Here is a 25,362-nt window from a genome sequence, read left to right as displayed (position 1 = left end):
CCGAGCGTCCCCCGGGGCGTCTCAGGGGCATGACGCCCTCGCAGCGGCACCCCTGGCTGCGGCCGGCTGCGGTGCTCGTGCACCGCACCCGCCGCCGGGCGCGGTGGCTCGCGAGCCGGGCGGACTGGGCGTCGTACCGCTCCCCCGCCGACCTCCCCGTGCGCCTCCACCGGCACGGCTCGCCGCTGCTGCGCGAGCTCGCGGGTGCCGACATGGTGCTGCAGCACGGCAAGGTCGTGAACCTGCGGCTCGCGACCGCCCGGGTCGACCGGCTGCTGATCCGGCCGGGCGAGACGTTCTCGTTCAACAAGGTGGTCGGCAACTGCACCCGTCGCAAGGGGTACGTCGAGGGCATGCGCCTCTCCGACGGCGCGCCCGCGCCGGGTGTCGGCGGCGGGCTCTGCCAGCTGGCGAACCTGCTGCACTGGATGTTCCTGCACTCGCCGCTCACCGTCCTCGAGCGCAGCGAGCACAGCTTCGACCCGTTCCCCGACAGCGGACGGGTGCTGCCGTGGGGCGTGGGGTGCACGATCGTCTACAACTACGTCGACCTCGTGGTCCGCAACGACACCGCCACGACGTTCCAGCTGCGGACCTGGGTGGGGCCGCGGCACCTGCACGGGGAGCTGCGCGCCGACCGGGAGCCGGCGTACACCTACGCCATCGAGGCCCGTGACGAGCGATTCGAGACGGACGCGTGCGGCGTCGTACGTCGCAGCAACGAGATCTGGCGGACCGTGGTCGACCGGCGCACCGGCGTACCCGTCGCCGAGGAGCTGGTCCGGCGCAACCGCGCCGTGGTGAAGTACGCGCTCCCGACACCTGTTCCCCGGCCCGAGACACCATCGCCTGGGATACTCCGTGTGTGTCCGGAGTCTCGGTAGGGCCCACGCCCGTCGCCCTCGTCATCGATGACGACGCCGACACCGTGGGCCTGCTCGAGACCGTGCTGGCCCGCGCGGGCTTCCAGGTCGTCACCGCCACCAACGGCCCCGACGGGCTCGCCCTGGCGCTCCGGCACCACCCGGTGCTGGCGACGATCGACGTCACCATGCCTCAGATGGACGGCCTCGAGGTGACCCGGCGGGTGCGCGAGGCGACCGACACCTACATCGTCATCATCAGCACCCGGACCGAGGAGTCCGACATCCTGGCGGGGTTCGATGCGGGCGCCGACGACTACATCCCCAAGCCCATCCGCCCCCGCGAGCTGCAGGCGCGCCTGGCGGCGGTGGCCAGGCGGCCGATCGCGTCGGTCACGGGCGAACCCACCGCGGCCTCGTGGGCACCGGCCGCCGCCAACCAGGCGCGGGGGGCGTACCTGCGTCTCGTCGTGGCCGGGGAGCCGATGGGCTACGCCGAGGACGACCAGGTCGACGAGGAGGGACGCGACGGCCGGGACGGGATGCTCGAGCTGGGGATGCGGTTCGTGGGGAGCTGGATCGAGTTCAGGGGCCTGCGCATCAACCCGTCGCGCGACCTGCTGGTCATCGACGACCGCCTGGCGAACACGCTCCCGGAGCAGGTCAAGCTCATCGAGACCATGCTGTACGCCGGCACGCTGCCCCTGACCGCGCGGCAGCTGGCGCTCCGCTTCCGCGGCGAGACCGAGGCCACCGCGACCCGGACGGCCGAGGAGGACCGCGAGTGGTTCGACGCGGAGGTGCCCGAGCTGCTGACCAGCATCGGCGACAACCCGCACTGGCCGCGCTGGTTCCGGGTCGGCGACGGCGTGCTCCAGCTGGTCGGCTCCCGCAGCTGAGCCCTGTCGGGCCCCTCGGTCAGGCGACGACCCGGCCGCGCAGCACGACGGCCGAGGGCCGCAGCAGCACCGAGAGGTCCTCGAGCGGATCACTGTCGTAGACGACGAAGTCGGCCGGCGCGCCCTCGTCGAGACCGGCGTTCCACCCGAGCCACTCCCGCGCCCGCCATGACGCGGCGCCCAGCGCGTAGTCGGCCGGCAGGCCGATCGCGGTCATCGCGATCACCTCGCCCGCGAGGTTGCCGTGCCGGCTGATGCCACCGCCGTCGGAGCCGGCATAGAGCGCGACGCCCGCCTCGTAGGCCGCCATCACGGTGTCGCGGCGGCGGATGTAGAGGTCGGTGATCGTCGAGGTGTAGGCGGGGAACTTCGCGCGGCCGGCGGCGGCGTACTGCGGGAACTTGTCCAGCTGCATGACCGTCGGCACCAGTGCGACCCCGCGGGCCGCCATCGCCTCGACCTGGTCGGGGTGCAGGCCGGTGCCGTGCTCGATGCAGTCGATGCCCGCCTCCAGCAGCCCACCGAGCACCTCGTGACCGAAGCAGTGCGCCGTGACCCGGGCGCCGTGCTCGTGGGCGACGCGGATCGCCTCGGCGAACGCCTCCGCCGGGAACGACGGCGCCAGGTCCCCGGCGTCGCGCGAGATCCAGTCCCCCACGAGCTTGACCCACCCGTCACCCCGCTCGGCCTCGCGGGCGACCACGGCCGCCAGGTCCTCCGGCTCGACCTCGTGGGCGTAGTTGCGGATGTAGCGCTTGGTGCGGGCGATGTGGCGCCCGGCGCGGATCAGCCGGGGCAGGTCCTCACGCTCGTGGACCCAGCGGGTGTCGGCCGCGGAGCCGCAGTCGCGGATCAGCAGGGCCCCCGCGTCGCGGTCCGCCACCGCCTGCTCCTCGGTGGCCTGCTCCGAGATCGCCCCGTCGTCGTCGAGGCCCAGGTGGCAGTGCGCGTCCACCAGCCCGGGCACGATCCAGCCGTCGACCGCGTGCTCGGCACCTGCCACCGGCTCGTAGGTCACCGATCCGTCGAGGACGTAGAGCGTGCGGGCCTCACCGTCGGGCAGGACAGGGCCGGAGAACCGGAGCGCAGGCACAGCCATGCCCCGGACGGTACCGGTCGAGGACGGCACCGCCGGGGCATGACCCCCGCCGATCCGTGGTCAGCGGGTGCGCAGGCCGAAGCCGAAGCGGTAGAGCGGGTCGTAGCCCGGGTCGCCGACGTTGATCGGCTCCTGGTCGAGCGACCGGGGCCAGCTCACGGGCAGCTTGCCGGTGAACGGACGCTTCCCGAACAGCACGTCGCTGACACCCGCGCCCTCGCTGCCGGGCAGCCACGACGCGACCAGCGAGTCGATCTGACGCAGCAGCGACCGCGGGATCACCATCGGGCGACCCGAGACGACGACCACCGTGCACGACTTCGCCCGCGCACACACGGTCTCGATCGCGTGGGTGTCGGCCTCGGACAGCCGCATGGTCTGCTTCTGCCGCGGGACACCGTTGTCCCCGGGGTCGTAGGCCCACTGCGGGCCGCCGACGTCACCGAAGCCCTCGGCGTACGGCGTCTCGCCGACGACCACGATGCCGGCCGCCCGGCGCGGGACCGGCGCCGTCGCGGTCTCGCTGTAGGTGACGTCGCCGCGCGCGGCCTGCTCGATGCCGTCGAGGATCGTGGTGCCCGGGATGACGTTGGTCGAGCCGCCCTGCCAGGTCAGCGTCCACCCACCGGCCTGGTTGCCGATGTTGTCGGCGTTGCTGCCGGCGACGTAGACGTCGTGCTTGCCCCGCAGGGGCAGCGTGTGGTGCTCGTTGCGCAGCAGCACCTGGCTCTCCGCGGCGGCACGCCGGGCGACGGCGTGGTGAGCGGCGCTGCCGACCTCGGCCAGGTGGGTCCGGTCGGTCAACGGGTGCTCGAACAGGCCGAGCTCGAACTTCGCGGTGAGGATCCGCGACACCGCGTCGTCGATGCGCGCCATCGAGACGTCGCCGTGGTCGACCAGCTGGGTCAGGGTCGGGATGAACTCGTCCCAGCCGGTGGGGTTGTTGGGCGCCTGGATCGGCTCCATGAACATGTCGACGCCGGCGTTGACCGAGGCCTTCACCTGCTCGGCGTAGGTCCCCGGCAGCTGGCGGATGGCCCGCCAGTCGGAGATCACGAACCCGTCGAAGCCCTGCTGCTCCTTGAGCCAGCCGGTGAGCAGGTCCCCGTTGGCGTGCATCTTCACGGCGTCGTCGGTGCTGCCGCCGTTGAAGTCGGTGCTGGAGAACGACGGCATCACGGAGCCGACGTGGTGCTGCTTGATCGCCGGGATGTACGGCGCGAGCGCGAGCCGGTCGAACTCCGCGCGGGTGACCCGGTCGATGCCCTGGTCGATCGGGTAGGCGCCGGTGCCGGCGGCCGCGTCGTCGTACGTCGTGAGGCCGTCGCCGGCGAAGTGCTTCGCGGTCGCGAGCACCCGGTCGGCGTCATCGAGGTGGCCAGGTGCGCCCTGGAAGCCGTCGATCGCGGTCTCCATGGACTCCACGAGCGCCGGGGTCTCCCCGAAGCTCTCGTAGGTGCGGCCCCAGCGGTCGTCGCGCGCCACGCACAGGCAGGGCGCGAACGCCCACTGCGGTCCGCTGGCCCGGGTCTCCTCCGCGGTGATGTGGGCGACCTTCTCGACCAGCGCGGGGTCGCGGGTGGCACCGAGGCCGATGTTGTGCGGGAATACGGTCGCGCCGAGCAGGTTGCCGTGCCCGTGGACCGAGTCGACGCCGTACAGCAGCGGGATGCCGAGCGGGGTGGCCAGAGCGGCCTGCTGGTAGCGGTCGACCATGTCGGCCCAGGCCGCAGGCGTGTTGGGGCTCGGCACCGAGCCGCCGCCCGACAGCACGCTGCCGAGGCGGTTGGTGGTGATCAGGGAGGTGTCGGCGTCGATGTCGACGCGCTCGGCCTGGGTCATCTGACCGATCTTCTCCGCCAGGGACATCCGGCCGAGCAGGTCGGCGACCCGCTGAGGCACCGGCAGGCTGGGGTCCTGGTACGGCAGCGTGGCGTCGGCCGCGGTGCCGCCCGCGGTGCCGCCGGGCGTGCCGCCATCGGCCGCGGTCTGGGTCTGGAGGAGCACGGCCGCGAGCGCCGTGGCGGCGAAGGCCGCGAGGAGTACCGGCCGACGGCGTCCGCGTCGACCGGAGGTGCGAGAGGAACGTGGAGCGGGGTCGCTGAACATGGGGGATCTCCTTGCCCGAGCAAGTTGTGGTGTGCGTCACCCAACGTAGGAACGCGAATAATCCGAGTCAATGCGGAAAGATCGCGCCAGACGCCCTTGTTTGTTCTTCTTCCGGACGAATCGTAGGCTCGGCGCTCGTGGCGACCACCAGCTCCCTGGAGCGACTGCGGGACACCAACCGGCGCTCGATCACCACTCTCCTCGCGGCCGAGGGCCCGATGAGCCGGGCCGACCTCGTGCGCGGCACCGGGCTCTCGCGCACCACGGTCTCGAGCCTCGTCGGTGACCTGATCGCGAGCGGGCACGTCGTGGAGACTTCCGACCGCGGGCGTCCCCACAAGGGCGGCAGCGGCCGGCCGCCGCTGCTGGTCGCTCTCAGCACTCCCGGCGGAGGCGTCGCCGGCGTCGACATCGGCCACGGCCACGTGCGGGTGGCCGTCGCCGACCGCATCGGCACGGTCCTCGCCGAGGAGTCTGCGGACATCGACGTCGACGAGGACGGCGCGGTCGCGCTCGACCGTACGGCGCGGATGCTGCGCCAGGCGCTGGACGCGTCCGGCCTCGCGATCGGCGACCTGCACGCCGTCGGCATGTGCGTGCCGGCTCCCCTGGACCGCCGCTCGGCCAGCATCCAGACCGGCATCATGCGGGGCTGGCGTCGGCTCTCCCCCGCCGAGGAGCTGCACCGGCGCCTCGGTGTCCCGGTGTTCGCCGACAACGACGCCAACCTGGGTGCGCTCGCCGAGCTGGGGCAGGGCGCCGCCCGCGGTGCCGGCGACCTGGTCTACGTCAAGGTCGCCAGTGGGCTCGGCGCCGGCATCGTGCTCGGCGGCCGGCTCCACCGGGGCGCCAGCGGCATCGCCGGCGAGCTCGGCCACGTCCAGGTCGACGAGGACGGTCAGGTGTGCCGGTGCGGCAACCGCGGCTGCCTCGAGACGCTCGTGTCGGCGCCCCGGCTGTTGGCGCTGCTGCAACCGGCGTACGACGTGCCCCTCTCGATCGACCGGATCCTGGCGCTCGACGAGGCCGGGGACGCCGGGGTCCGCCGGGTGCTCAGCGACGCCGGCCGGGCGATCGGCCGCGCCCTGGCCGACCTGTGCAACAACCTCAACCCCGAGCTGGTCGTGGTCGGTGGCTCCCTGGGTGCGTCGGCCTCGCTCGGCGAGGGCATCCGCGCGGCCGTCGACCGGTTCGCCCAGCCGGAGACCGCGGCCGCCCTCACGGTCGTCTCCGGCGACCTCGGCGACCGGGCCGAGGTGGTCGGCGCGGTGTCGCTGGCGATCGCCCGCGTGTCGGTCTGAGCCGGAGCCGGGTCAGAGCTGGTCGAGCAGCCAGGACGGGCTGAGCGCGACCGCGCCGACGCCCTGCACCCGGGCCTGCAGCATCCGGTCGGCGGTCACGACCGCGACCCGGCCGCCGCGTTCGACCGCGGCGCGCGCCTGCTCGAGGATCATGTCGTCGCCGTGGCCCTTCGCGTGCACGGTGCGGACATGGCCGTCCTTGCCCGCCTTCACACCGCTCTTGGCGCCGCCCTCGAGCACGAGCACCGCGTCGTCGTACCCCGTGTCGGCGAGCATGAGCTGCTCGTGGAGCCGGCGGGCCGCGCCGGCCCGGTCCTTCCACCAGCCGTCGGGCCTGCTGCCCACCACGTTGGCGGCGTCGATGACGAGCGTGGAGGTCACTTCAGGAACTTGGAGAAGTCCTGGGGCAGGTTGAGGGCGGCGGCGGCCTTCTCGTAGTCGAGCTCCTCCTCGCCGGCGGGCGTGCCGAACGGGTTGGACTGGGCGGCCGCGGCCTTCTGCTTGTCGGCGGCCGCCTGCTGGGCGGCCTTGGCCGGGTTGCCGGAGACCCGCTTGCCCTTGCCCTTCTTGGGCGCCTGCTTGGCCTTGGCGCGCTTGCCACCCATGCCGGGGAGACCGGGCATGCCCGGCATGCCGGGGATCGAGCCGCCCTTGGCCAGCGACATCATCATCTTGCGGGCCTCGAAGAACCGGTCGACGAGCTGGTTGACGTCGGAGACCTGGCGTCCCGAGCCCTTGGCGATCCGGGCGCGGCGCGATCCGTCGATGATCTTGGGGTTGGCCCGCTCGGCCGGCGTCATCGACTGGATGATCGCCTGGATCCGGTCGATCTCGCGCTCGTCGAAGTTCTCGAGCTGCTCGCGGAACTGGCCCATCCCGGGCAGCATGCCCATGATCTTCGACATCGAGCCGAGCTTGCGGACCTGCTGCATCTGCTCGAGGAAGTCGTCGAGGGTGAACTCCCCGCCCTGCCCGCTGAGCTTGGCCGCCGCCTTGGCCGCCTGCTCGGCGTCGAAGGTCTTCTCGGCCTGCTCGATCAGGGTCATCACGTCACCCATGTCGAGGATGCGCGAGGCCATGCGGTCGGGGTGGAAGAGGTCGAAGTCGGTGAGCTTCTCACCGTTGGAGGCGAACATCACCGGCTTGCCGGTGATCGAGGCGATCGACAGCGCGGCACCACCGCGGGCGTCACCGTCGAGCTTGGTGAGCACCACGCCGTCGTACCCGACACCGTCGAGGAAGGCCTGGGCGGTGACGACGGCGTCCTGACCGATCATCGCGTCGACGACGAACAGCACCTCGTCGGGCTGGACCGCGTCGCGGATGTCCGCGGCCTGCTGCATCATCTCGGCGTCGACGCCGAGACGGCCGGCGGTGTCGACGATCACGACGTCGTGGAGCTTGCGGGTGGCCTCTTCCATGGAGGCTCGGGCGACCCCGACCGGGTCACCGACGCCGTTGCCCGGCTCGGGGGCGAAGACGGGTACGCCGGCGCGCTCGCCGTTGACCTGGAGCTGGTTGACCGCGTTGGGGCGCTGCAGGTCGGCCGCGACGAGCAGCGGCGACTTGCCCTGCTCCTTGAGCCACAGTGCGAGCTTGGCCGCGAGGGTCGTCTTGCCGGCACCCTGGAGGCCGGCGAGCATGATCACGGTCGGGCCGGTCTTGGCGTAGCGCAGCCGCCGGGTCTCGCCGCCGAGGATCGCGACGAGCTCCTCGTTGACGATCTTCACGACCTGCTGGGCGGGGTTCAGCGCGCCGCTGACCTCCTCGCCGCGGGCCCGCTCCTTGACCGCGCCGACGAACTCCTTGACGACCGGCAGGGCCACGTCGGCCTCGAGCAGGGCGATGCGGATCTCGCGCGCGGTCGCGTCGATGTCGGCCTCGGAGAGCCGGCCCTTCCCCCGGAGGTTCTTGAAGGTGTCGGCGAGCCGGTCGGAGAGTGTGGCGAACAAGGGTGCGTCCTACGGGCTTGGCGGCGAGTCTGGCGGGGTTCAGCCTAGTCGGCGGGTCCGCGAGCGGGCGCATCGTGCCTGACGGGGCCCGCCTCACGAGTCCCACCGGTGACACCTGGCAGCCGGAAGCCGCACGACACGCCGGTCCCGGTCGGCGTGTCGTGCGGGGTTCGGCCAGCCGAACCCCGCAGCTACGGCCCAGCCACCGTGAGCGCGGCCCGGACCGCGTGGGCGGCCTCGGCGGCCCGTTGGTCGGAGAGGACGCCTGCGGAGGACTCCTGGAGGTAGAACACGTCCACGGCCTGGGGGCCGAGCGTGTCGACGTGGGCGGAGCGTACGGCGACGTCGAGGGCGGCGAGGGCCGCGCAGACGAGGTGGATCACCCCGAGCCGGTCGGCCGCGCGCACCTCGAGCACCGTCGACTGGTCGGACGCCTCGGGGCGCACCACCACCGAGGGGTCCAGCGCGTCGGCGCCGGTCGGCCGCAGCCGCCGGGCGACGTCGACCTGGCCCTCCACCACGGCCGCGAACCGCTGCCGCAGCACCGCGGGGTCGACGTCGGGCTCGGCGACCTCCCAGACGGAGACGGCGTACTGGTCCTGCGACCAGGCGCGGGCGGCACGCACGGGCACCCGTTGGAGCGCCAACGTCGCAGCCACGTCGGCGAGCAGCCCGACCCGGTCGGGAGCCAGCACCATGATCCGCGAGCCGTCCCCGGCGGGCTCGACCGTGATCGACGCGGCGCCCTTGCGGACCGCCCGCGGGATCTCGACGTCGTCGGCGACGATCGCGGGCAGTGAGCTGCCCGGGTCCAGCGAGGCCCGCGACCGGCGGGCCAGGTCGCGGATCAGGCCGGACCGCCAGGACGACCACGCCTTGGGGGCGGTCGCGCGGGCGTCGGCCTCGGTGAGCGCGACCAGCAGGTCCAGCGCCTCGGCGGACCCGATCCGCGACGCCACGAGCTCGACGGTGGCGGGGTCGTCGGGGTCGCGGGTGGTCGCGGTCTCCGCGAGCAGCAGGTGCCACCGGACCAGGCGCGCGATCAGGTCGACGGCGTCGGGCGCGAAGCCCATGCGCTCGGCGGCGGACCGCGCGATCGGCTCGCCGGCCACGCTGTGCTCGGTCAGGCCGCCCTTGCCGATGTCGTGCAGCAGCGCGGCGACCATCAGCACGTCGGGACGGGCGACGGAGCGGATCAGCGCCGAGGCCTCCACACAGGTCTCCACGACGTGCCGGTCGACGGTGAACCGGTGGATCGCCGAGGCGTGCGGCAGCAGCCGGATCCGCTCCCACTCGGGCAGGAAACCGCCCAGGGCGCCGGTCTCCTCGAGGGTCTCCCACACCCCGCGCAGGCCGCGCCCGGACGCGAGCAGCCGGACCAGCAGCTGGCGTGCCTCGACCGGCCACGGCGCCGCGAGCGGCCCGCACTCGCGCACCAGCCGGGCCGCGGTGGCGGGCGCCAGCACGGCGTCGTGCTCGGCAGCCAGCGCGGCGGCCCGCAGCAGCAGCGCCGGGTCGTCGGCCGGCCGCGCCCGGGCATCCAGCACGACCTCACCGGCGGAGAGCGCCACCCCGGACGCGAGCGGCGTGAGCGAGGGCCGGCGAGCGCCGCCGTACGACGCCGGGCGGGCCAGCACGGCCTCGACGCGTCGCCAGGTCAGGTGGGACAGGTGGGTGATGCGCCGGCCGAGCTCCCGCACGTGCACCTGGGCGGCCCGCGCGTCGTCGAGCTGCAGCCGGTGTGCCACGTCGCTCCACATCTCGGGCGCGATCCGGTCGCTGGCCCGGCCGGCGGTCTCGTGCACGGTGTCGCGGACGTCGAGCAGCGCCAGCCGGGTCCGCTCGAGCTCGACGTGCGGGACGTCGACCAGCCAGGTCGCCACGAGCGCCTTGAGCACGGTCGCGTCGCGCAGCCCGCCCTCCGCCTCCTTGATGTCGGGCACCGAGAGGTGCGCGAGCTCGCCGATCAGGTCGTGGCGGGACCGCACCAGGTCGCGCAGCGCCGGCAGGCGGTCGCGGGCACTGCGTCGCCAGTGCGCGAGCATCGTGGTCCGCAGTCTCATCGTGAGGCCGGGGTCGCCGGCGAGGTGGCGGACGTCGAGCAGCCCGAGGGCGACCTTGAGGTCGGCCTCCGCGGCCGCGAGCATCTCCGGCAGCGTGCGCACCGAGTGGTCGAGCTTGGCCCCGGAGTCCCAGATCGGGTACCAGACCTGCTCGGCGACCGCCCGGACGTCGACGCCCTCCTCGGAGACGAGCACGACGTCGAGGTCGGAGTACGGCGCGAGCTCGGACCGGCCGTAGCCGCCGACCGCGACCAGCGCGGCTCCGGCGTCGTGGCCGCCGCACTTCTCGTAGGCCTCCGCGCACAGCACGTCGGCGGCCGCGGTCCGCTCGGCCCGCTCCGCGGCGGTCATGCGGGGTCCCTGCGCGAGGTGTTCAGAGCGCGCCCTCGTCGCGCTCGCCGGTGCGCACCCGCACCACGGTCTCGACCGGGGACACCCAGACCTTGCCGTCGCCGATCTTCCCGGTCGCCCCGGACGCCACGATCACGTCGACGATCGCAGCCGCGTCGTCGTCGGCCACCACGATCTCCACGCGGAGCTTCGGCACCAGCGTCACGTCGTACTCGGCACCGCGGTAGACCTCCTTGTGGCCCTTCTGGCGGCCGTAGCCGCTGACCTCGCTGACGGTCATCCCACTGACGCCTGCGGTCTCGAGGGCGACCCGGACGGCCTCCCACTTGTGCGGCTTGATGACCGCGGTCACGAGCTTCACGACTTCTCCCTCGACGAGGCCGGGCGGGGTGCGGCGGCGGATGGTGCGGTCGATCATGCCGGACCGCGCGGCCCGGCGGACGCAGCGCGGCCCGGCCCCCCAGCCAGGGAGCCGGGCCGCAGCGTCACCGGTCCCTACAGGGCAGCGGCGTCCCGGTCGCCGGTGCGGACCCGCACGACGGTGTCGACCGGGCTCACCCACACCTTGCCGTCGCCGATCCGTCCCGTCTGCGCGGTCTTGACCACGATGCCCACGACATCGTCGGCGTCGTCGTCACCGACCACGATCTCGATGCGGATCTTGGGCACCAGCGCGATGTCGTACTCCGCGCCCCGGTAGACCTCGGTGTGGCCCTTCTGGCGGCCGTAGCCGCTGACCTCGCTGACGGTCATGCCCGTCACACCGAAGGTCTCGAGAGCCTCGCGGACGTCCTCCCACTTGTGCGGCTTGATCACCGCGGTCACGAGCTTCATGCGTTGACTCCTTCGGAGACGGTGCTCTTGGCGAGCACAGAGGTGGAGGAGCCGGCGCCGAGCCCGGTGTGCAGGTCGTACGCCGTCTCACCGTGCTGGGCGAAGTCGATGCCCTCGACCTCGGCTTCGTCGGTGATCCGCCAGCCGATGGTGAACTTGATCGCGTAGGCGATCACGGTGGTCAGGACGCCGGTCCACACGATCGTGAACAGCGCGGCCAGCACCTGGTCGCCCAGGGAGGACCAGCCACCGCCGTAGAACAGGCCGTCGACGCCGCCCGGGGCACCCGAGGTCGACACCAGGCCGATCAGCAGGGTGCCGACCAGGCCACCCACCAGGTGGACGCCCACCACGTCGAGCGAGTCGTCCATGCCGATCTTGAACTTCAGGCCGACCGCAGCGGCGCAAGCGGCACCGGCCACCGCGCCCACGATGATCGCGCCGACCAGGGAGACCGCACCACAGGCCGGGGTGATCGCCACCAGACCCGCGACGATGCCGGAGGCCGCGCCGAGCGAGGTGGCCTTGCCGTGCAGGACCCGCTCCATCACCAGCCAGGCGAGCATGGCCGCGCAGGTGGCGATCGTCGTGTTCATGAACGTCACGCCGGTCTCACCCTGGAACTGCGCGGAGAAGGCCGCCGGGTCGCTGAGCGAGTCCGAGCTGAAGACGATCGAACCGACGTTGAAGCCGTACCAGCCGAACCACAGGAGGCCGGCGCCGATCATCGTCAGGGTCAGGTTGTGCGGGCGCATCGGCTCCTTGCCGAAGCCGACCCGCTTGCCGATCACCAGTGCCAGGACCAGGCCGGCGACACCGGCGTTGATGTGCACGACCGTTCCACCGGCGTAGTCCTGCGGGCCGGTCGCGCCCTTGACGAGCTGCTCGTAGAGCCAGCCGCCGCCCCATACGTTGTGCGCGATCGGGAAGTAGCACAGCGTCAGCCAGAACGGCACGAACACCAACCAGGACGACAGCTTCACGCGGTCCGCGATCGCTCCCGAGATGAGCGCAGCGGTGATCGTCGCGAAGGTCAGCTGGAACAGCACGTAGATGAAGTTGGCGTGGGAGACGCCGTCGAGTCCGAACATGTCGAACGGGTTGGCGATCAGCTTGCCGTTGCCGTTGCCGGCGCCGTCGCCGCCCCAGCCCTCCGACCAGCCCCACAGCACGAAGACGATGGCGGCGACCGCGAAGCCGGCGTACGACATCATCATCATGTTCAGGACCGACTTCGACCGCGTCATGCCGCCGTAGAACAGCGCCAGGGCCGGAACAGTCATCATCAGGACGAGGGCTGTCGCCACCAGCATGAAGGCGTAATAGCCGTCCACGGAACCTCCAGGGATCACATCTCGGGAGGGCGGCTACGGCCACGACCGCACTGTCGCTCCGGGGTCCGCCCCATTGGCAGACACCTTGTTGGCCGGAGGTTTCGAGGTGCACCACCACATGTTGCGGCAGTGCAACGAGTTCCAGGCGGGTGTTACTTCCGTGTTACGGCTCCGCGGGAGGGACCCGCTCAGCCGAGCAGTGCGTCGACGAACGCGCCCGCGTCGAACGGCGCCAGGTCGTCGGCGCCCTCCCCCAGGCCCACGAGCTTTACGGGTACGCCGAGCTCGCGCTGGACCTGCACGACGATGCCGCCCTTGGCGGACCCGTCGAGCTTGGTGAGCACGATGCCGGTCACGTTGACGACCTCGCTGAACACGCGTGCCTGGATCAGCCCGTTCTGGCCCGTGGTGGCGTCCAGGACCAGCAGCACCTCGGTGACCGGCGCCTGCTTCTCGATGACCCGCTTGACCTTGCCGAGCTCGTCCATCAGCCCGGCCTTGTTCTGCAGCCGGCCGGCGGTGTCGACGATCACCGTGTCGGCCTGGGTGTCGACGCCCTCCTTGACCGCCTCGAAGGCGACGCTGGCGGGGTCGGTGCCCTCGGGCCCGCGCACGACGTCGACGCCGACCCGCTCACCCCAGGTGGCCAGCTGCTCGACGGCCGCGGCGCGGAACGTGTCGGCCGCGCCGAGCACGACCTTGCGATCGTCGGCCACCAGGATGCGGGAGATCTTGCCGACGGTCGTGGTCTTGCCGGAGCCGTTGACGCCGACGACCAGCACCACGCCCGGCATGCCGTCGAGGCCGCTCACGTGCAACCGCCGGTCCATGGTCGGGTCGACGAGCGTGAGCAGCTCCTCGCGCAGCACCGCGCGGATGTCGTCGTGGGCGCCCTCGACCCGCAGCCGGGTGCGCAGCCGCTCGACCAGCTCCTGCGTCGGGGCGACCCCGACGTCGGCGGTGAGCAGGGTGTCCTCGATCGACTCCCAGGTGTCCTCGTCGAGCCGGTCACGAGACAGCAGCGCGAGCAAGCCACGGCCGAGGCCACCCTGGGACCCGGCCAGCCGCTGGCGCAGCCGCACCAGCCGCGAGGCGGTGCCTTCCGGCTTCTCGACGGTCGGGGCGGCGGGCGTCTCGGGCTCGAGGGTGGCGGGCGGCGCGCTCACCTCGACCGGGGGCAGCCCGGCCTCGGCCTCCTCGGGCGGCCGGACGATCACCCCGGTGTGGGTGTTGGGCAGCGGCGCCGGCTTGCGCCGCCGGGTGATCAGCAGCCCCGCGACGGTGGCGACGAGGCCGAGCCCGACGACAGCGATGGCGAGGATCAGGAGGAGCACAGCAGACATGACGTCAATCCAACCAGAGCGGGGGTGCTAGGACGCGCGGTGCTGCCGGGCGTCGGCGCTCGGCACGGTCGCCTCCTGCTCGGCGTCGTGCAGGCGGGAGCCCTCGGCGCCGCGCTCGTCCGCGACGATCACGGGCGCCGCCTCGACCGCGCGGGTCATCGCCTCGCCCAGCCAGGGCGCGGCCGGCACCTGCTCGCCGCGGTGCGGGTAGGCGACGTAGAGGACCACCATCCCCGCGAGCACGAGGATCAGGACCATCACGACGACGACGGGCAACACCGGGGCACACCTCCGAGACGGGACACAGGGGCGCGGTACCCCGGGCTCCACGGTGCCACACGCCCGGTTGCGCGGCGCCTCAGGCGCGCACGAGCGGCTCGACCGCGGCGCGGATCACATCGGGCACGGGCGTGACCGGACGGGCCGGGTCGGTGTTGTCGACGTACACGTGCACGAACCGGCCCTCGGCGGCCGCCGCGTCGTCGTCGCCCTGGAACAGGCCGACGCGGTAGACGACCGAGGAGGTCCCGACCCGCTCGACGACCAGTCCGAGGTCGACCGGGTCGGGGTAGCCGACCTCGGCGAAGTAGCGGCAGGAGACCTCGGCGACGACGCCGATCGCGGGGAGCCGGCGGATGTCGGTGCCGGTGGCCGCGGCCAGGTGGTTGTTGACCACGGTGTCGATCAGCTCGAAGTAGCGGGCGTTGTTCATGTGCCCGTAGACGTCGATGTCGGCCCAGCGGGTCGTGGCCTGTTCCCAGTGGACGTACGCCGAGCGGGTCGGCCGCTCCTGCGGCACTACGCGGACTCCGCGTCGCGCAGCCGCTGGCTGATCACCGCCGACACCCCGTCGCCGCGCATCGTGACGCCGTAGAGCGCGTCGCCGACCTCCATCGTGCGCTTCTGGTGGGTGATCACGAGGAGCTGGGAGTTCTCGCGCAGCTCCTCGTAGATCTCCAGCAGGCGGCCCAGGTTGGTGTCGTCGAGCGCGGCCTCGACCTCGTCGAGGATGTAGAACGGCGACGGCCTGGCCTTGAACAGCGCGACGAGGAACGCGACGGCGACCAGGGAGCGCTCGCCACCGGAGAGCAGCGAGAGCCGCTTGACCTTCTTGCCCGGCGGGCGGGCCTCGACCTCGACGCCGGTGCCGAGCATGTCGTCGGGGGTGGTGAGCACCAGGCGGCCCTCGCCGCCGGGGAACAGCCGCGCGAACGTGGCGTCGAAGGCCTTGCTCACGTCGGCGTACGCCTCGGTGAAGACCTGCTCGACGCGCTGGTCGACCTCGCGGACGATGTCGAGCAGGTCCTTGCGGGTGCGCTTGAGGTCCTCGAGCTGCTCGGTGAGGAACTTGTGACGCTCCTCCATCGCGGAGTACTCCTCCAGCGCCAGCGGGTTGACGCGACCGAGCATCGACAGGGACCGCTCCGCGGCGCGCAGCCGCTTCTGCTGCTCCTCGCGCACGAACGGCACGGGTTCGGGCGGCTCCTGGCCCTCCTCCACCTCGCTCGGCCCCAGCTGCTGCGGCACGAGCTGGTCGGGGCCGTAGTCGGCGACCAGGGCGTCGGGGTCGAGGCCGAGCTCCTCGAGCGCGCGCTCCTCGAGCTGCTCGATGCGCATGCGCTGCTGGGTGCGGGCCATCTCGTCGCGGTGGACGGAGTTGACCAGCTCGTCGTGTTCCTTGTCGAGGGAGCGCAGCTGGGCGCGGACGGTCAGCAGCTGCTGCTCGCGGCCGCTGCGCGCCTGCTCGACGGCGGTGCGGGCCTCGGTGGCGCGGTGCACGGAGACCTCGAGCCGGGCCAGCACATAGGCGACGGCCACGCCGACCGCCTCCGCGGCCTGGCCCTCGCGGATCAGGCGTTCGCGCCGCTCGGCGGCCTTGGCGCGGGCCTCGCGCTCGGCCCGGGCGGCACGGATCATGCCGTCGGCGCGGCCGTGGATGGCGCGGGAGCGCTCCTCGGACGTGCGCAGCGCGAGCCGGCTGTCCATCTCGGCCTGGCGGGCGGTGCGGGCCCCCTCGGCCAGCTGCTCGCGCGCCGTGGTGTTGGGCTCCTCGTCGGGAGCGTCCTCGGCCGTGGCGAGTCGCGACTCCAGGTCGGCGAGCCCGGCCATCGCCTGGGTGCGGGCCTCCTCGGCCTTCTCGATCGCCTGGGTGAGCCGGTCGGCCTCGCCGTGCGCGGCTCGCGCCTGGGAGCCGTACTGGCCCAGCTCCTCGGCGACCGCAGCGAGCGTGGCGTCGGACTCGTGCAGCTTGGCGAGCGCGACGTCGACCCGCTTCTGCGCCTCGAGCCGCTCGCTCTCCAGGCGGGACATGTCGAAGCCGAGCCGCTCGGAGGCGGCCACCGCCTCGGCGAGCTGCTCGGTGGCCTCGTCGACGGCTGCCTGGACCTCGATCAGCGTCGGCTGGCTCGAGGAGCCGCCCGAGGCGAAGTGGGCACCGAGGACGTCGCCCTCGCGGGTGACCGCGGTGATGTCGGGGAGGTCCGCGACCAGCCCCCGGGCCGCGTCGAGGTCCTCGACGACCGCGACCTTGAACAGCAGCCGGGTCAGCGCGGACCGCAGCGGGTCGGGGCACTCGACGACGTCGATGGCGTACGACGCGTGCGCCGGCAGGCCGGGCCAGTCGCGGTCGGCGACCGGGCCGCCGCCGAGCAGCATGCCGGCGCGACCGAGGTCGTCGCCCTTGAGGTGGGCGATGGCGCGGACCGCGGCGTCGGCGTCGGCGACGGCCACCGCGTCGGCGGCGGAGCCGAGCGCCTGGGCGACGGCGGTCTCGAACCCGCTGCGCACCGAGAGCAGCGCGGCCACCGAGCCGAGGAGCCCGGACACCGAGTCGGACGCGGCGAGCAGCGCGCCCGCGCCGTCCTTGCGGTTGAGCCCCATCTCGAGGGCGTCCTTGCGGGCCGCGAGCGCGGTGCGGTCACGGTCGGCCTGCCGGGCCTCGTCGCGGGCCTTGGCGAGCCGCTCCTCGATGTCGTCGAGCGCGGCGACGGCGGCCTCGTGCTCCGCGTCGAGCCCCTCCTCTCCGGCGTCGAGACCGGCGACCTTGGTCTCCAGCGACGTGAAGTCGCGTTGCGCGCGCTCGGCGCGGGCCACGGCCTCCTCGCGGGCCAGCCGCAGCCGGCCGACCTCCTCGTCGGCGGCGGCGGCGCGGGACTTCAGCGCGTTGACCTGGCCGTGCAGCCGGGCCAGACCTTCGCGCCGGTCGGCGGCGGCGCGCTGGAGGCCGGCGATGCGCCGGTCCTCCTCAGCCGCGGCATCCTCGGCGGCCCGTCGAGCGGTGACGGCCTGCTCGAGCGCGGCGCGGTGCTCGTCGACCTCCGCGGCGATGCGGCGCTCCTGCTCGCGGACCTGCTCGGCCTCGGCCTCGAGCTGGTCGGGGTCGCGGCCCGACCGCGACGCCTCGACGTCGGCGGTGCCGGCCGCGTTGCGGACCCGCTCGGCGGCCAGCGACTGGGTGCCGCGCAGCCGCTCACGCAGCCCGGACAGCGCGAACCAGGTCTCCTGCGCGCGGGACAGGGCGGGCAGGTCCTCACGCAGCGCCTCCTCGAGCGCCGCCTCGGCCTCACGGGCGCGGGCGATGTCGGCCTCGACCTGCTCGCGACGCTCGACGAGGATCGACTCGTCGGCGAGGTCCTGGTGCAGTGCGGTCCGGGCGGAGACCAGGTCGTCGGCGAGCAGGCGGGCCCGGGCGTCGCGGACGTCGGCCTGCACGCCCGCGGCCCGGCGGGCCACCTCGGCCTGGCGGCCCAGCGGCTTGAGCTGGCGGCGGATCTCGGTCAGCAGGTCGCCGAGCCGGGTGAGGTTGCCCTCGGTGGAGTCGAGCTTGCGGAGCGCCTTCTCCTTGCGCTTGCGGTGCTTGAGGACCCCGGCGGCCTCCTCGATGAAGCCACGCCGGTCCTCGGGGGTCGCGTGCAGGATCGAGTCGAGCTGGCCCTGCCCGACGATCACGTGCATCTCGCGGCCGATGCCGCTGTCGGAGAGCAGCTCCTGGACGTCGAGCAGACGGCAGGAGTTGCCGTTGATGGCGTACTCCGACCCCCCGCTGCGGAACATCGTGCGACTGATCGTCACCTCGGCGTACTCGATGGGGAGCGCACCGTCGGAGTTGTCGATCGTGAGCAGCACCTCGGCGCGGCCCAGCGGCGGGCGGCCGGAGGTGCCGGCGAAGATGACGTCCTCCATCTTGCCGCCGCGCAGCGACTTGGCGCCCTGCTCCCCCATCACCCAGGCGAGGGCGTCGACGACGTTGGACTTGCCGGAGCCGTTGGGGCCCACGATGCAGGTGATGCCCGGCTCGAGCTGCAGCGTCGTCGAGGAGGCGAAGGACTTGAACCCCTTGAGGGTCAGGCTCTTCAGGTACAACGCGGGCTCCCAGCTCGTTCGGTACGTCGTCTCGTCGGTCTGGCTGAGGACGAAGGTGGCCCATGATGGCAGCCGCGGCTTGGGGGAAGCTCAGCGCGGCTCACGATACCGGCCCTCGTTCCCGATCCGCGGCACCGCCGCCTCAGGCGCGATCGAGCGCGTCGCGGAGCGCGGCGAGCACGAGCAGCACCCGGTCGGGGCTCGCGTTGGGCCCCATCAGCCCGATCCGCCACACGGTGGCGGCGAAGGCGCCCGCGCCGGCCCCGATCTCCAGGTCGTGGGTCTGGAGCAGGTAGCGGCGCACGGCGGCGGAGTCGACGCCGTCGGGGACCTTGACGGTGGTCAGCTCCGGCAGCCGGTGGCCCTCGGCCGCGAACAGCTCCAGGCCCATCTCCTCCAGGCCGTCCTGCAGCTGCCGCCCGGCCGTCTCATGGCGTGCCCACACCGCGTCGAGACCCTCGTCGAGGATCCGGGTCAGGCCGGCGTGCAGGCTCGCGACCATCGCGACCGGGGCCGTGTGGTGGTAGGTCCGGCCGCCCGAGCCGCTCGCCTCCCCGACGTACCCGCCGAGGAGGCCGAGGTCGAGGTACCAGGAGCGCGGCTTCTCCACCCGGCGGGCGAACGCGCGGTCGTTGATCGTGAACGGTGCGAGACCGGGTGCGACGCCGAGGCACTTCTGGGTGCCGGCATAGCCGACGTCCACGCCCCAGTCGTCGGCACGCAGCTCGATGCCGCCGATGCTGGTCACCGCGTCGACGAGCAGGAGCGCGTCGCCCTTCCCGGCGCCCAGCGCGGCGATGTCCGAGCGCACGCCCGTCGACGTCTCGGCGTGCACCGCCGCGATGATCGCCGGGTCCGGGTGAGCCGCCAGCACCCGTTCGATGTCGACCGGCTGGCCCCACTCGTGCTCGACCGGCACGACCTCGGCGCCGCAGCGGGCCGCCACGTCGCACATGCGCTGGCCGAAGAGCCCGTTGACCGCGACCACCACGACGTCGCCGGGGTGCACGGTGTTGACGAACGCCGCCTCCATGCCCGCCGAGCCGGTCGCCGAGATCGGCAGCGTGCGGGCGCTGCCGGTCCCCCACACCTGGCGCAGCATCGCGCAGGTCTCGTCCATCAGCTCGAGGAACGCCGGGTCGAGATGCCCGAGGATCGGCGCGCCGAGCGCGAGGGTCGCCTCCGGGTAGGGGTTCGTGGGGCCCGGGCCGAACAGGTGACGGTCGTGGATCATGCGCCCGACGCTAGACGACCTGTCTAGAGGATCGCGCCGGGGTTGAGGATGCCCAGCGGGTCCAGGGCGTCCTTGACCCGGCGGGTCAGCGCCATCACCTCGGGGCCCAGCTGGTCGGGAAGGGCCGCCTTCTTGGCGCGACCGACGCCGTGCTCGCCGGTGATGGTCCCGCCCAGGCCGATCGCGGCCCGCATCACGTCGTGGAACGCCGCGCGGGCCCGGCGCTCGGAGTCGGGGTCGCCGGCGTCGTACACGATGATCGGGTGGGTGTTGCCGTCGCCCGCGTGGGCGACGACCGGGATCTCGACCCGGTGCTCGGCGGCGACCGCCGCGATCGCCGCCAACAGCGCCGGCAGCTGCGGCACCGGGACTCCGACGTCCTCGAGCAGCAGCGCGCCGCGGGCCTCGATCGCCGGGAACGCCGCTCGGCGGGCCGCGACGAACAGCTCGCCCTCGTCCGCGTCGTCGGTGACGAAGACCTCCGTGGCGCCGGCACTCTCGCAGGCCGCCCGCATCGCCTCCACCTCGACGGCCCGTGCCGCGGCCGGAGCGTCGGACTGGGCCACGAGCAGCGCGCCCGCCGCGCGGTCCAGGCCCATCGGCCGGTGGTCCTCGACGGCGTTGACCGCCGCCTGGTCCATCAGCTCCATCATCGACGGCCGGATCCGTCGTCCGGTGGCCACGACCGCGCGCGCTGCCGCACCGGCGTCGGGGAACGTCGCGACGATCGTCGATCTGGCGTCCTGCGCGGGCACCAGCCGCAGCATGGCCCGGGTGACGATGCCCAGCGTCCCCTCGCTGCCGACGAACAGCTTGAGCAGGCTCAGCCCGGCGACGTCCTTGATGCGCTTGCCCCCGAGCGTCACCAGAGTGCCGTCGGCCAGGACGACGTCCAGCCCGAGCACGTAGTCAGTGGTGACGCCGTACTTCACGCAGCACAGGCCGCCGGCGTTGGTCGCGACGTTGCCGCCGATCGAGCAGATCTCGTACGACGAGGGGTCGGGCGGGTACCAGAGCCCGTGCTCCGCGGCCGCGGCCTTGACCTCGACGTTGAGCGCGCCCGGCTCGACGACCGCGACCCGGCAGTCGACGTCGATCTCGATCGCGCGCATCCGCTCCAGGCTGAGCACCAGGCCGCCCTCCACGGCGGTGGAGCCGCCGGAGAGCCCGCTCCCGGCGCCGCGCGGGACCACCGGCACCCGGTGCTCGGCCGCCCAGCGGACAGCCGTCTGCACCTGGGCGGCGTCGTGCGCACGGATCACCGCGAGCGGATGGCCGGCACTCTGGTCGCGCGACCAGTCGAACCGGTACTTCTCGACCGCGTCCGGCTCGGTCAGCACGACGCCGGCGGGCAGGGCGTCGATCAGCTCGATCAGCTCGGCCAGTTCGGCCGGCTCGGTCACCGGGTGCATGGGCCCATGCAACCACTCTCAGAGGGGCTGGCGCGCGGGTCGGCGGTGCGCCATCCACCTCCCACCACGCAATCCACGTGGACCACCCACCGCCCGCCCGGGTCAGCCCCGCGGGTCAGGCCTCGACGACCCGCTCGTCGGCGTGGGCGATGTGGGAGAGCTGGCCCCAGATCAGCACCACGAACACCGCCGACCCGGCGAACGCGAACCAGAACGGCGCGGTGACGCCCCAGTGCTGGGCGAGCCCGCCGCCGATCCCCGAGCCGATGACGAGCCCGCCGAAGACGCCGACCAGGTTGACGGAGCCCACCCGCCCCTGCAGCTCGGACGGCACCGCCCGCTGCCGGACGGTGGTCGACGTCGTGCCCCAGATGAACGCGTGCGCGCCGAAGAAGAAGAAGATCACCATCGCCACGCCCGCCCGGGTCGTCAGCGCCAGCGCCAGGTGGGTGAACGTCTCGAAGACCAGCCCGATCCGCATCAGGTTCGCCAGGCTCACCCGCCGGGTGATCCACCCGTAGCAGAGGGTCGCGACCAGGCCGCCGACCGCCGAGACCGTGGTGAGCAGCCCGAAGCCGACCTCCCCCATCCCGAGCCGCTGGGTGGCGTAGAGCACGAGGATCGACCAGGCCGCCCCGAAGGTGATGTTGAAGACGAAGATCGTCAGCACCAGCGTGCGTACGGCGGGGTGGTGGAGCACCCAGCGGAACGCCTCGCCCACGTCCTCGCGCAGGTGGGTGCGCTCGTCGCGGGCCCGGCCGTGGAGCGGCAGCACGATCCGCGCGGCCAGGAGTGCTCCGAGTGCGACCAGAACGGCCTGGGTCACGAACGGCACGGCGTGCCCGGCCGCGAACAGCGCGGCCCCGATCGGTGGCCCGGCGAGCTGGTTGACGGTGATGAACCCGGTGGTGAGCCGGGCGTTCGCGACCCCCAGGTCGTCGCGGTGCACGAGCATCGGCAGGAGCGTCGAGGAGGTGGTGTCCGCGAACACCTCAGCCGTGCCGAGCAGGAACATCGCCACCAGGACCAGGGCGATCGACACCACGTCGGTGGCGATCGCGAGCGTCAGCAGCACCAGGACGACGGCCCGGAGGAGGTCGACGGTCACCACGATCAGGCGCCGGTCGAGCCTGTCCGCGAGCGCGCCGGCGTACAGCCCGAACACCAGCGGCGGCAGCCACTGCAGCAGCGCCGCCAGGGCCACGAGGAAGGGGTCGCGGGTCAGCGAGGCGACCAGGAGCGGCCCGGCCGCGATCGCGATGCCGTCCCCGAGGTTGCTGATCCACGAGGACGCCAGCAACCAGCGGAACCCGCTGCCGAGCCGACGCGGTGCGACGATGTCGACCAGGGTGCTCACAAGGGAGTGAGGCTAGTCGCGGATGCCCCCGACGGGCATCCGCTTATCGAGCCGGGCGATCAGGCCGGCTGCATCTCCTGCAGGGACTCGTGCTCGAGGTCGAGCAGCGCGACCGCCTCGGCGGCGGCCAGCTTGTCGTTCTCCTCGCTGAGCCGGAGGACGAGTGCCTCCAGCTCGCGCACGCGCGCGCGAAGCCGGTGATTCTCGGCTACGAGGGCGGCGGGTGTCCGCAGGTCGCTGTTCATGTATCCGATCAGCGCCTTGGCCATGGACAAAGCCTTCCGGGTTCGTGGGAAACCCGCGGCAGCGGGCCGTCTTCAAGAGTCCCACCAGCGGCGCCGCGGGTCAATTGGGGACCTGCAGGGTTCGCGGGGTCGTCGGGCGGCGTTTGCGCGGCGGCGGCTGGCAGACCGGGCAGAAGTAGCTGGAGCGGTTCATGAACGCGATCCGACGCACCGGCGTGCCGCACCGCTCGCACGGCTCACCCTCGCGCCCGTAGGCGTGCAGCGAGCGGTCGAAGTAGCCGGACTCGCCGTTGACGTTGACGTAGAGCGCGTCGAACGAGGTGCCGCCCTCCCCCAGTGCCGCGACCATCACCTCGCGCGCATGGCGGAGCAGCTCGCGCACCTGGGCGGCGCTCAGCCGGTCGCCCGGCCGGTCGCCGTGGAGGCGGGCACGCCACAGGGCCTCGTCGGCGTAGATGTTGCCCACACCGGAGATCAGGTTCTGGTCGAGCAGCTGGCGCTTGACCCCGGAGGTACGCCGGCGCACCCGGCGCACGAACTCGTCCTCGTCGAACTCCGGGTCGAGCGGGTCGCGGGCGATGTGCGCGATCTCGGGCGGCAGGTCGGCCCCACCCTCGGAGACCGACAGCCCGCCGAACATCCGCTGGTCGACGAATCGCAGCTCACGCCCCTCGTCGGCCCCCTCGAGCACGAGGCGCACCCTCAGGTGCCGCTCGGGCGGGGAGTCGGGTGGCTGCACCAGCAGCTGACCGCTCATGCCGAGGTGTCCCAGCAGGGCGTCACCGTTGTCGAGGGGCAGCCACAGGTACTTGCCGCGCCGGCGCGCGGCCTCGATCCGGCGCCCGGTCAGCGCCGCGGCGAACCCGGCCGGCCCGCGCAGGTCGCGGCGGACGGGTCGCGGGTGCAGGACGTCGACGCGGCTGATCGTGGCGCCCAGGACGTGCCGCTCGAGGCCGGCCCGGACCACCTCGACCTCGGGGAGCTCGGGCAAGGGCTCAGTCGGCCGAGCGGGACACGGTGTGCGCGGCGGCCTCGATGGTCGTGCCGATCGCGGGGTCCTCGATGCCGAGGTCGGTGGCGATCTCGCCGTACGCCGTCTCCGCGGCGGCCTGCTCGGCCTCCTTCTTGGAGCGGCCGACGCCGTTGCCGTAGAGCCCGTCGCCCACACGGACCTGGGCGGTGAACGTCTTCATGTGGTCGGGGCCGTCGTCCTCGATGACGTACTCGGGGACGCCGAGACCGTGCTCGGCCGACAGCTCCTGCAGGGAGGTCTTCCAGTCGAGGCCGGCGCCCAGCGCGGACGCGGCCTCGATCAGCGGGTCGAAGAGCCGGTGCACGACCTCCGCGGAGGTGACGAACCCCCCGCTGAGGTGCACCGCGCCGATCACGGCCTCCACGGTGTCGGAGAGGATCGAGGCCTTGTGGCGGCCCCCGGTCGACTCCTCACCGCGGCCGAGCTTGACGTGCTCGCCGACACCGATCCGGCGCCCGACCACCGCGAGCGCGCGAGCGTTGACGACCGCCGCGCGCAGCTTGGCCAGCCGGCCCTCGGAGAGGTCCGGATGGGTGCGGTAGAGCGTCTCGGTGACCACCACCCCGAGCACGGAGTCCCCGAGGAACTCCAAGCGCTCGTTGGTGGGCAGGCCACCGTTCTCGTACGCGAACGAGCGGTGGGTGAGGGCGCGCTCGAGGAGCTCGGGATCCAGCGTGGGATCGCCGAGCGCGGCTCGGAGCTCTGCGTAGTTGGTCAGTGGACCGGGTCGGGTCAGAGGACCTGACGACGGTCGGCGCGCGCGCCGTACTGGCCGCACTCGCCACACGCACGGTGCGGCAGGTGCTTGGCACCGCAGGCGGGGTTCGCGCAGGTCACCAGCGTCGGGGCGACGGCCTTCCAGGCCGAACGACGGTGGCGCGTGTTGCTGCGCGACATCTTCCGCTTCGGGACAGCCACTGTTCTCTCCTACTGCTCGGTTCTCGTGCTCGGTCTACTGCTGGGGTCTACTGCTCAGGGTCCTGCTGGAGCTGCTGCAAGGCTCCCCACCGCGGGTCGATCGCCGCCTCGTGCGTGTGGTCGGGGTCCTCGGCCAGGCGTGCCCCACACTCGGTGCACAGGCCAGGACAGTCGTCCTCACACAACGGCTGGAACGGCAGTGCGAGCACCACCGCATCCCGCAGCAGGGGCTCGAGGTCGAGCAGGTCGCCCTCGAGCATGCTGACACCATCGTCCTCCTCGGAGGAGTAGTCCTGGTCGTCGTACACGAACAGCTCCTGGAACCGGACGTCGATCTCGTCGTCGATCGGTTCCAGGCACCGCGCGCACTCACCGGTGAGCTCGGCCGAGGCCGAACCGGTGACCAGCACACCCTCCATGACCGCTTCCAGCCGCAGGTCGAGTTCGACCGGCGAGCCTTCCGGGACATGGAGGACTTCGATGCCCAGATCTGCGGGTGCCGGAACCGTCCGCTTCTCCTCGCGCTGGGACCCCGGGCGGCGGCCGAGCTCGCGGGTATCGAGCACGAGCGGCGCTCTCGGGTCCAGGCTGCTCAGGGGTCTACTTCCAGGTCCGGGCACAAACAGATCGTCGGCAAGCGTACCGGCGGGCCC

At 72.8% G+C, this 25,362-nt stretch carries 23 protein-coding genes; 3 read left to right on the top strand and 20 right to left on the bottom strand.

Annotation, left to right across the window (positions count from 1 at the left end):
• Window positions 1-29 precede the first annotated feature (29 nt).
• Together AC3ANS_RS07145 and AC3ANS_RS07140 are read left to right on the top strand one after the other, a co-directional pair.
• On the top strand, window positions 30-884 hold the full coding sequence (locus AC3ANS_RS07145; RefSeq protein WP_488295468.1) for a VanW family protein: 855 nt from the start codon (window positions 30-32) through the stop codon (window positions 882-884).
• Window positions 866-1,762, top strand: a complete 897-nt coding sequence (locus AC3ANS_RS07140) for a response regulator transcription factor (protein WP_488295467.1) — start codon at window positions 866-868, stop codon at window positions 1,760-1,762. The genes AC3ANS_RS07145 and AC3ANS_RS07140 overlap by 19 nt, the downstream gene beginning before the upstream one ends.
• A gap of 19 nt (window positions 1,763-1,781) precedes the next feature.
• Here the strand turns inward: AC3ANS_RS07140 and AC3ANS_RS07135 are convergent, their stop codons facing one another.
• Window positions 1,782-2,861, bottom strand: a complete 1,080-nt coding sequence (locus tag AC3ANS_RS07135; protein ID WP_488295466.1) for an amidohydrolase family protein — start codon at window positions 2,859-2,861, stop codon at window positions 1,782-1,784.
• A 60-nt stretch (window positions 2,862-2,921) separates the two neighbouring features.
• A complete protein-coding gene (locus AC3ANS_RS07130; RefSeq protein WP_488295465.1) occupies window positions 2,922-4,970 on the bottom strand; it encodes a glycoside hydrolase family 3 protein in 2,049 nt (682 codons plus the stop codon).
• 137 nt (window positions 4,971-5,107) lie between these two features.
• Here AC3ANS_RS07130 and AC3ANS_RS07125 point away from each other — a divergent pair, with 137 nt between their 5' ends.
• Window positions 5,108-6,271, top strand: coding sequence for an ROK family transcriptional regulator (locus AC3ANS_RS07125; protein WP_488295464.1), 1,164 nt, complete (start codon window positions 5,108-5,110; stop codon window positions 6,269-6,271).
• Between the two features lie 12 nt (window positions 6,272-6,283).
• Here the strand turns inward: AC3ANS_RS07125 and AC3ANS_RS07120 are convergent, their stop codons facing one another.
• The 18 genes from AC3ANS_RS07120 to AC3ANS_RS07035 form a co-directional block, all read right to left on the bottom strand.
• Entirely contained in the window at window positions 6,284-6,652 is a 369-nt protein-coding gene (locus AC3ANS_RS07120; RefSeq protein WP_488295463.1) for a PIN domain-containing protein, read from the bottom strand.
• A complete protein-coding gene (gene ffh, locus AC3ANS_RS07115) occupies window positions 6,649-8,223 on the bottom strand; it encodes a signal recognition particle protein (RefSeq protein WP_488295462.1) in 1,575 nt (524 codons plus the stop codon). The genes AC3ANS_RS07120 and ffh overlap by 4 nt, the downstream gene beginning before the upstream one ends.
• A gap of 191 nt (window positions 8,224-8,414) precedes the next feature.
• The gene (locus AC3ANS_RS07110; RefSeq protein WP_488295461.1) at window positions 8,415-10,637 is read right to left on the bottom strand and encodes a [protein-PII] uridylyltransferase; all 2,223 of its coding nucleotides are present in this window, start codon (window positions 10,635-10,637) and stop codon (window positions 8,415-8,417) included.
• A gap of 22 nt (window positions 10,638-10,659) precedes the next feature.
• Window positions 10,660-10,998, bottom strand: a complete 339-nt coding sequence (locus AC3ANS_RS07105) for a P-II family nitrogen regulator (RefSeq protein WP_488296446.1) — start codon at window positions 10,996-10,998, stop codon at window positions 10,660-10,662.
• Window positions 10,999-11,132: 134 nt separating this feature from the next.
• The gene (locus AC3ANS_RS07100; protein WP_488295460.1) at window positions 11,133-11,471 is read right to left on the bottom strand and encodes a P-II family nitrogen regulator; all 339 of its coding nucleotides are present in this window, start codon (window positions 11,469-11,471) and stop codon (window positions 11,133-11,135) included.
• Window positions 11,468-12,784 carry an ammonium transporter gene (locus AC3ANS_RS07095; RefSeq protein WP_488296445.1) on the bottom strand — a complete coding sequence of 439 codons (1,317 nt, stop codon included), beginning with the start codon at window positions 12,782-12,784 and terminating at the stop codon, window positions 11,468-11,470. Before AC3ANS_RS07095 ends, AC3ANS_RS07100 begins: the two co-directional genes overlap by 4 nt.
• Window positions 12,785-12,993: 209 nt before the next feature.
• Window positions 12,994-14,148, bottom strand: coding sequence for a signal recognition particle-docking protein FtsY (gene ftsY / locus AC3ANS_RS07090; RefSeq protein WP_488295459.1), 1,155 nt, complete (start codon window positions 14,146-14,148; stop codon window positions 12,994-12,996).
• Window positions 14,149-14,175: 27 nt separating this feature from the next.
• Window positions 14,176-14,427, bottom strand: coding sequence for a hypothetical protein (locus AC3ANS_RS07085; RefSeq protein WP_488295458.1), 252 nt, complete (start codon window positions 14,425-14,427; stop codon window positions 14,176-14,178).
• 79 nt (window positions 14,428-14,506) lie between these two features.
• Entirely contained in the window at window positions 14,507-14,947 is a 441-nt protein-coding gene (locus AC3ANS_RS07080; protein WP_488295457.1) for an acyl-CoA thioesterase, read from the bottom strand.
• Complete coding sequence (gene smc / locus AC3ANS_RS07075) at window positions 14,947-18,510, bottom strand: chromosome segregation protein SMC (RefSeq protein WP_488295456.1); 3,564 nt, start codon at window positions 18,508-18,510, stop codon at window positions 14,947-14,949. Before smc ends, AC3ANS_RS07080 begins: the two co-directional genes overlap by 1 nt.
• Before the next feature lie 142 nt (window positions 18,511-18,652).
• A complete protein-coding gene (locus AC3ANS_RS07070; protein WP_488295455.1) occupies window positions 18,653-19,744 on the bottom strand; it encodes a pyridoxal-phosphate-dependent aminotransferase family protein in 1,092 nt (363 codons plus the stop codon).
• 23 nt (window positions 19,745-19,767) lie between these two features.
• Window positions 19,768-21,156: an FAD-binding oxidoreductase gene (locus tag AC3ANS_RS07065; RefSeq protein WP_488295454.1), complete on the bottom strand. Its 1,389-nt coding sequence runs from the start codon at window positions 21,154-21,156 to the stop codon at window positions 19,768-19,770.
• A gap of 115 nt (window positions 21,157-21,271) precedes the next feature.
• Window positions 21,272-22,513 (bottom strand): MFS transporter, encoded by a 1,242-nt coding sequence (locus AC3ANS_RS07060; RefSeq protein ID WP_488295453.1) that lies wholly within the window; start codon window positions 22,511-22,513, stop codon window positions 21,272-21,274.
• Between the two features lie 59 nt (window positions 22,514-22,572).
• Window positions 22,573-22,782, bottom strand: a complete 210-nt coding sequence (locus tag AC3ANS_RS07055; RefSeq protein WP_488295452.1) for a hypothetical protein — start codon at window positions 22,780-22,782, stop codon at window positions 22,573-22,575.
• Window positions 22,783-22,858: 76 nt separating this feature from the next.
• Window positions 22,859-23,749 carry a bifunctional DNA-formamidopyrimidine glycosylase/DNA-(apurinic or apyrimidinic site) lyase gene (gene mutM, locus AC3ANS_RS07050; protein ID WP_488295451.1) on the bottom strand — a complete coding sequence of 297 codons (891 nt, stop codon included), beginning with the start codon at window positions 23,747-23,749 and terminating at the stop codon, window positions 22,859-22,861.
• 4 nt (window positions 23,750-23,753) lie between these two features.
• Window positions 23,754-24,527 (bottom strand): ribonuclease III, encoded by a 774-nt coding sequence (gene rnc / locus AC3ANS_RS07045; protein WP_488296444.1) that lies wholly within the window; start codon window positions 24,525-24,527, stop codon window positions 23,754-23,756.
• On the bottom strand, window positions 24,524-24,709 hold the full coding sequence (gene rpmF, locus AC3ANS_RS07040) for a 50S ribosomal protein L32 (RefSeq protein ID WP_081790257.1): 186 nt from the start codon (window positions 24,707-24,709) through the stop codon (window positions 24,524-24,526). Before rpmF ends, rnc begins: the two co-directional genes overlap by 4 nt.
• Window positions 24,710-24,756: 47 nt before the next feature.
• Complete coding sequence (locus AC3ANS_RS07035) at window positions 24,757-25,275, bottom strand: YceD family protein (protein WP_488295450.1); 519 nt, start codon at window positions 25,273-25,275, stop codon at window positions 24,757-24,759.
• Window positions 25,276-25,362: the final 87 nt, after the last annotated feature.

Source organism: Nocardia sp. 149-1B (assembly GCF_057747975.1).
This window is presented reverse-complemented; position numbering and strand designations above follow the sequence as displayed.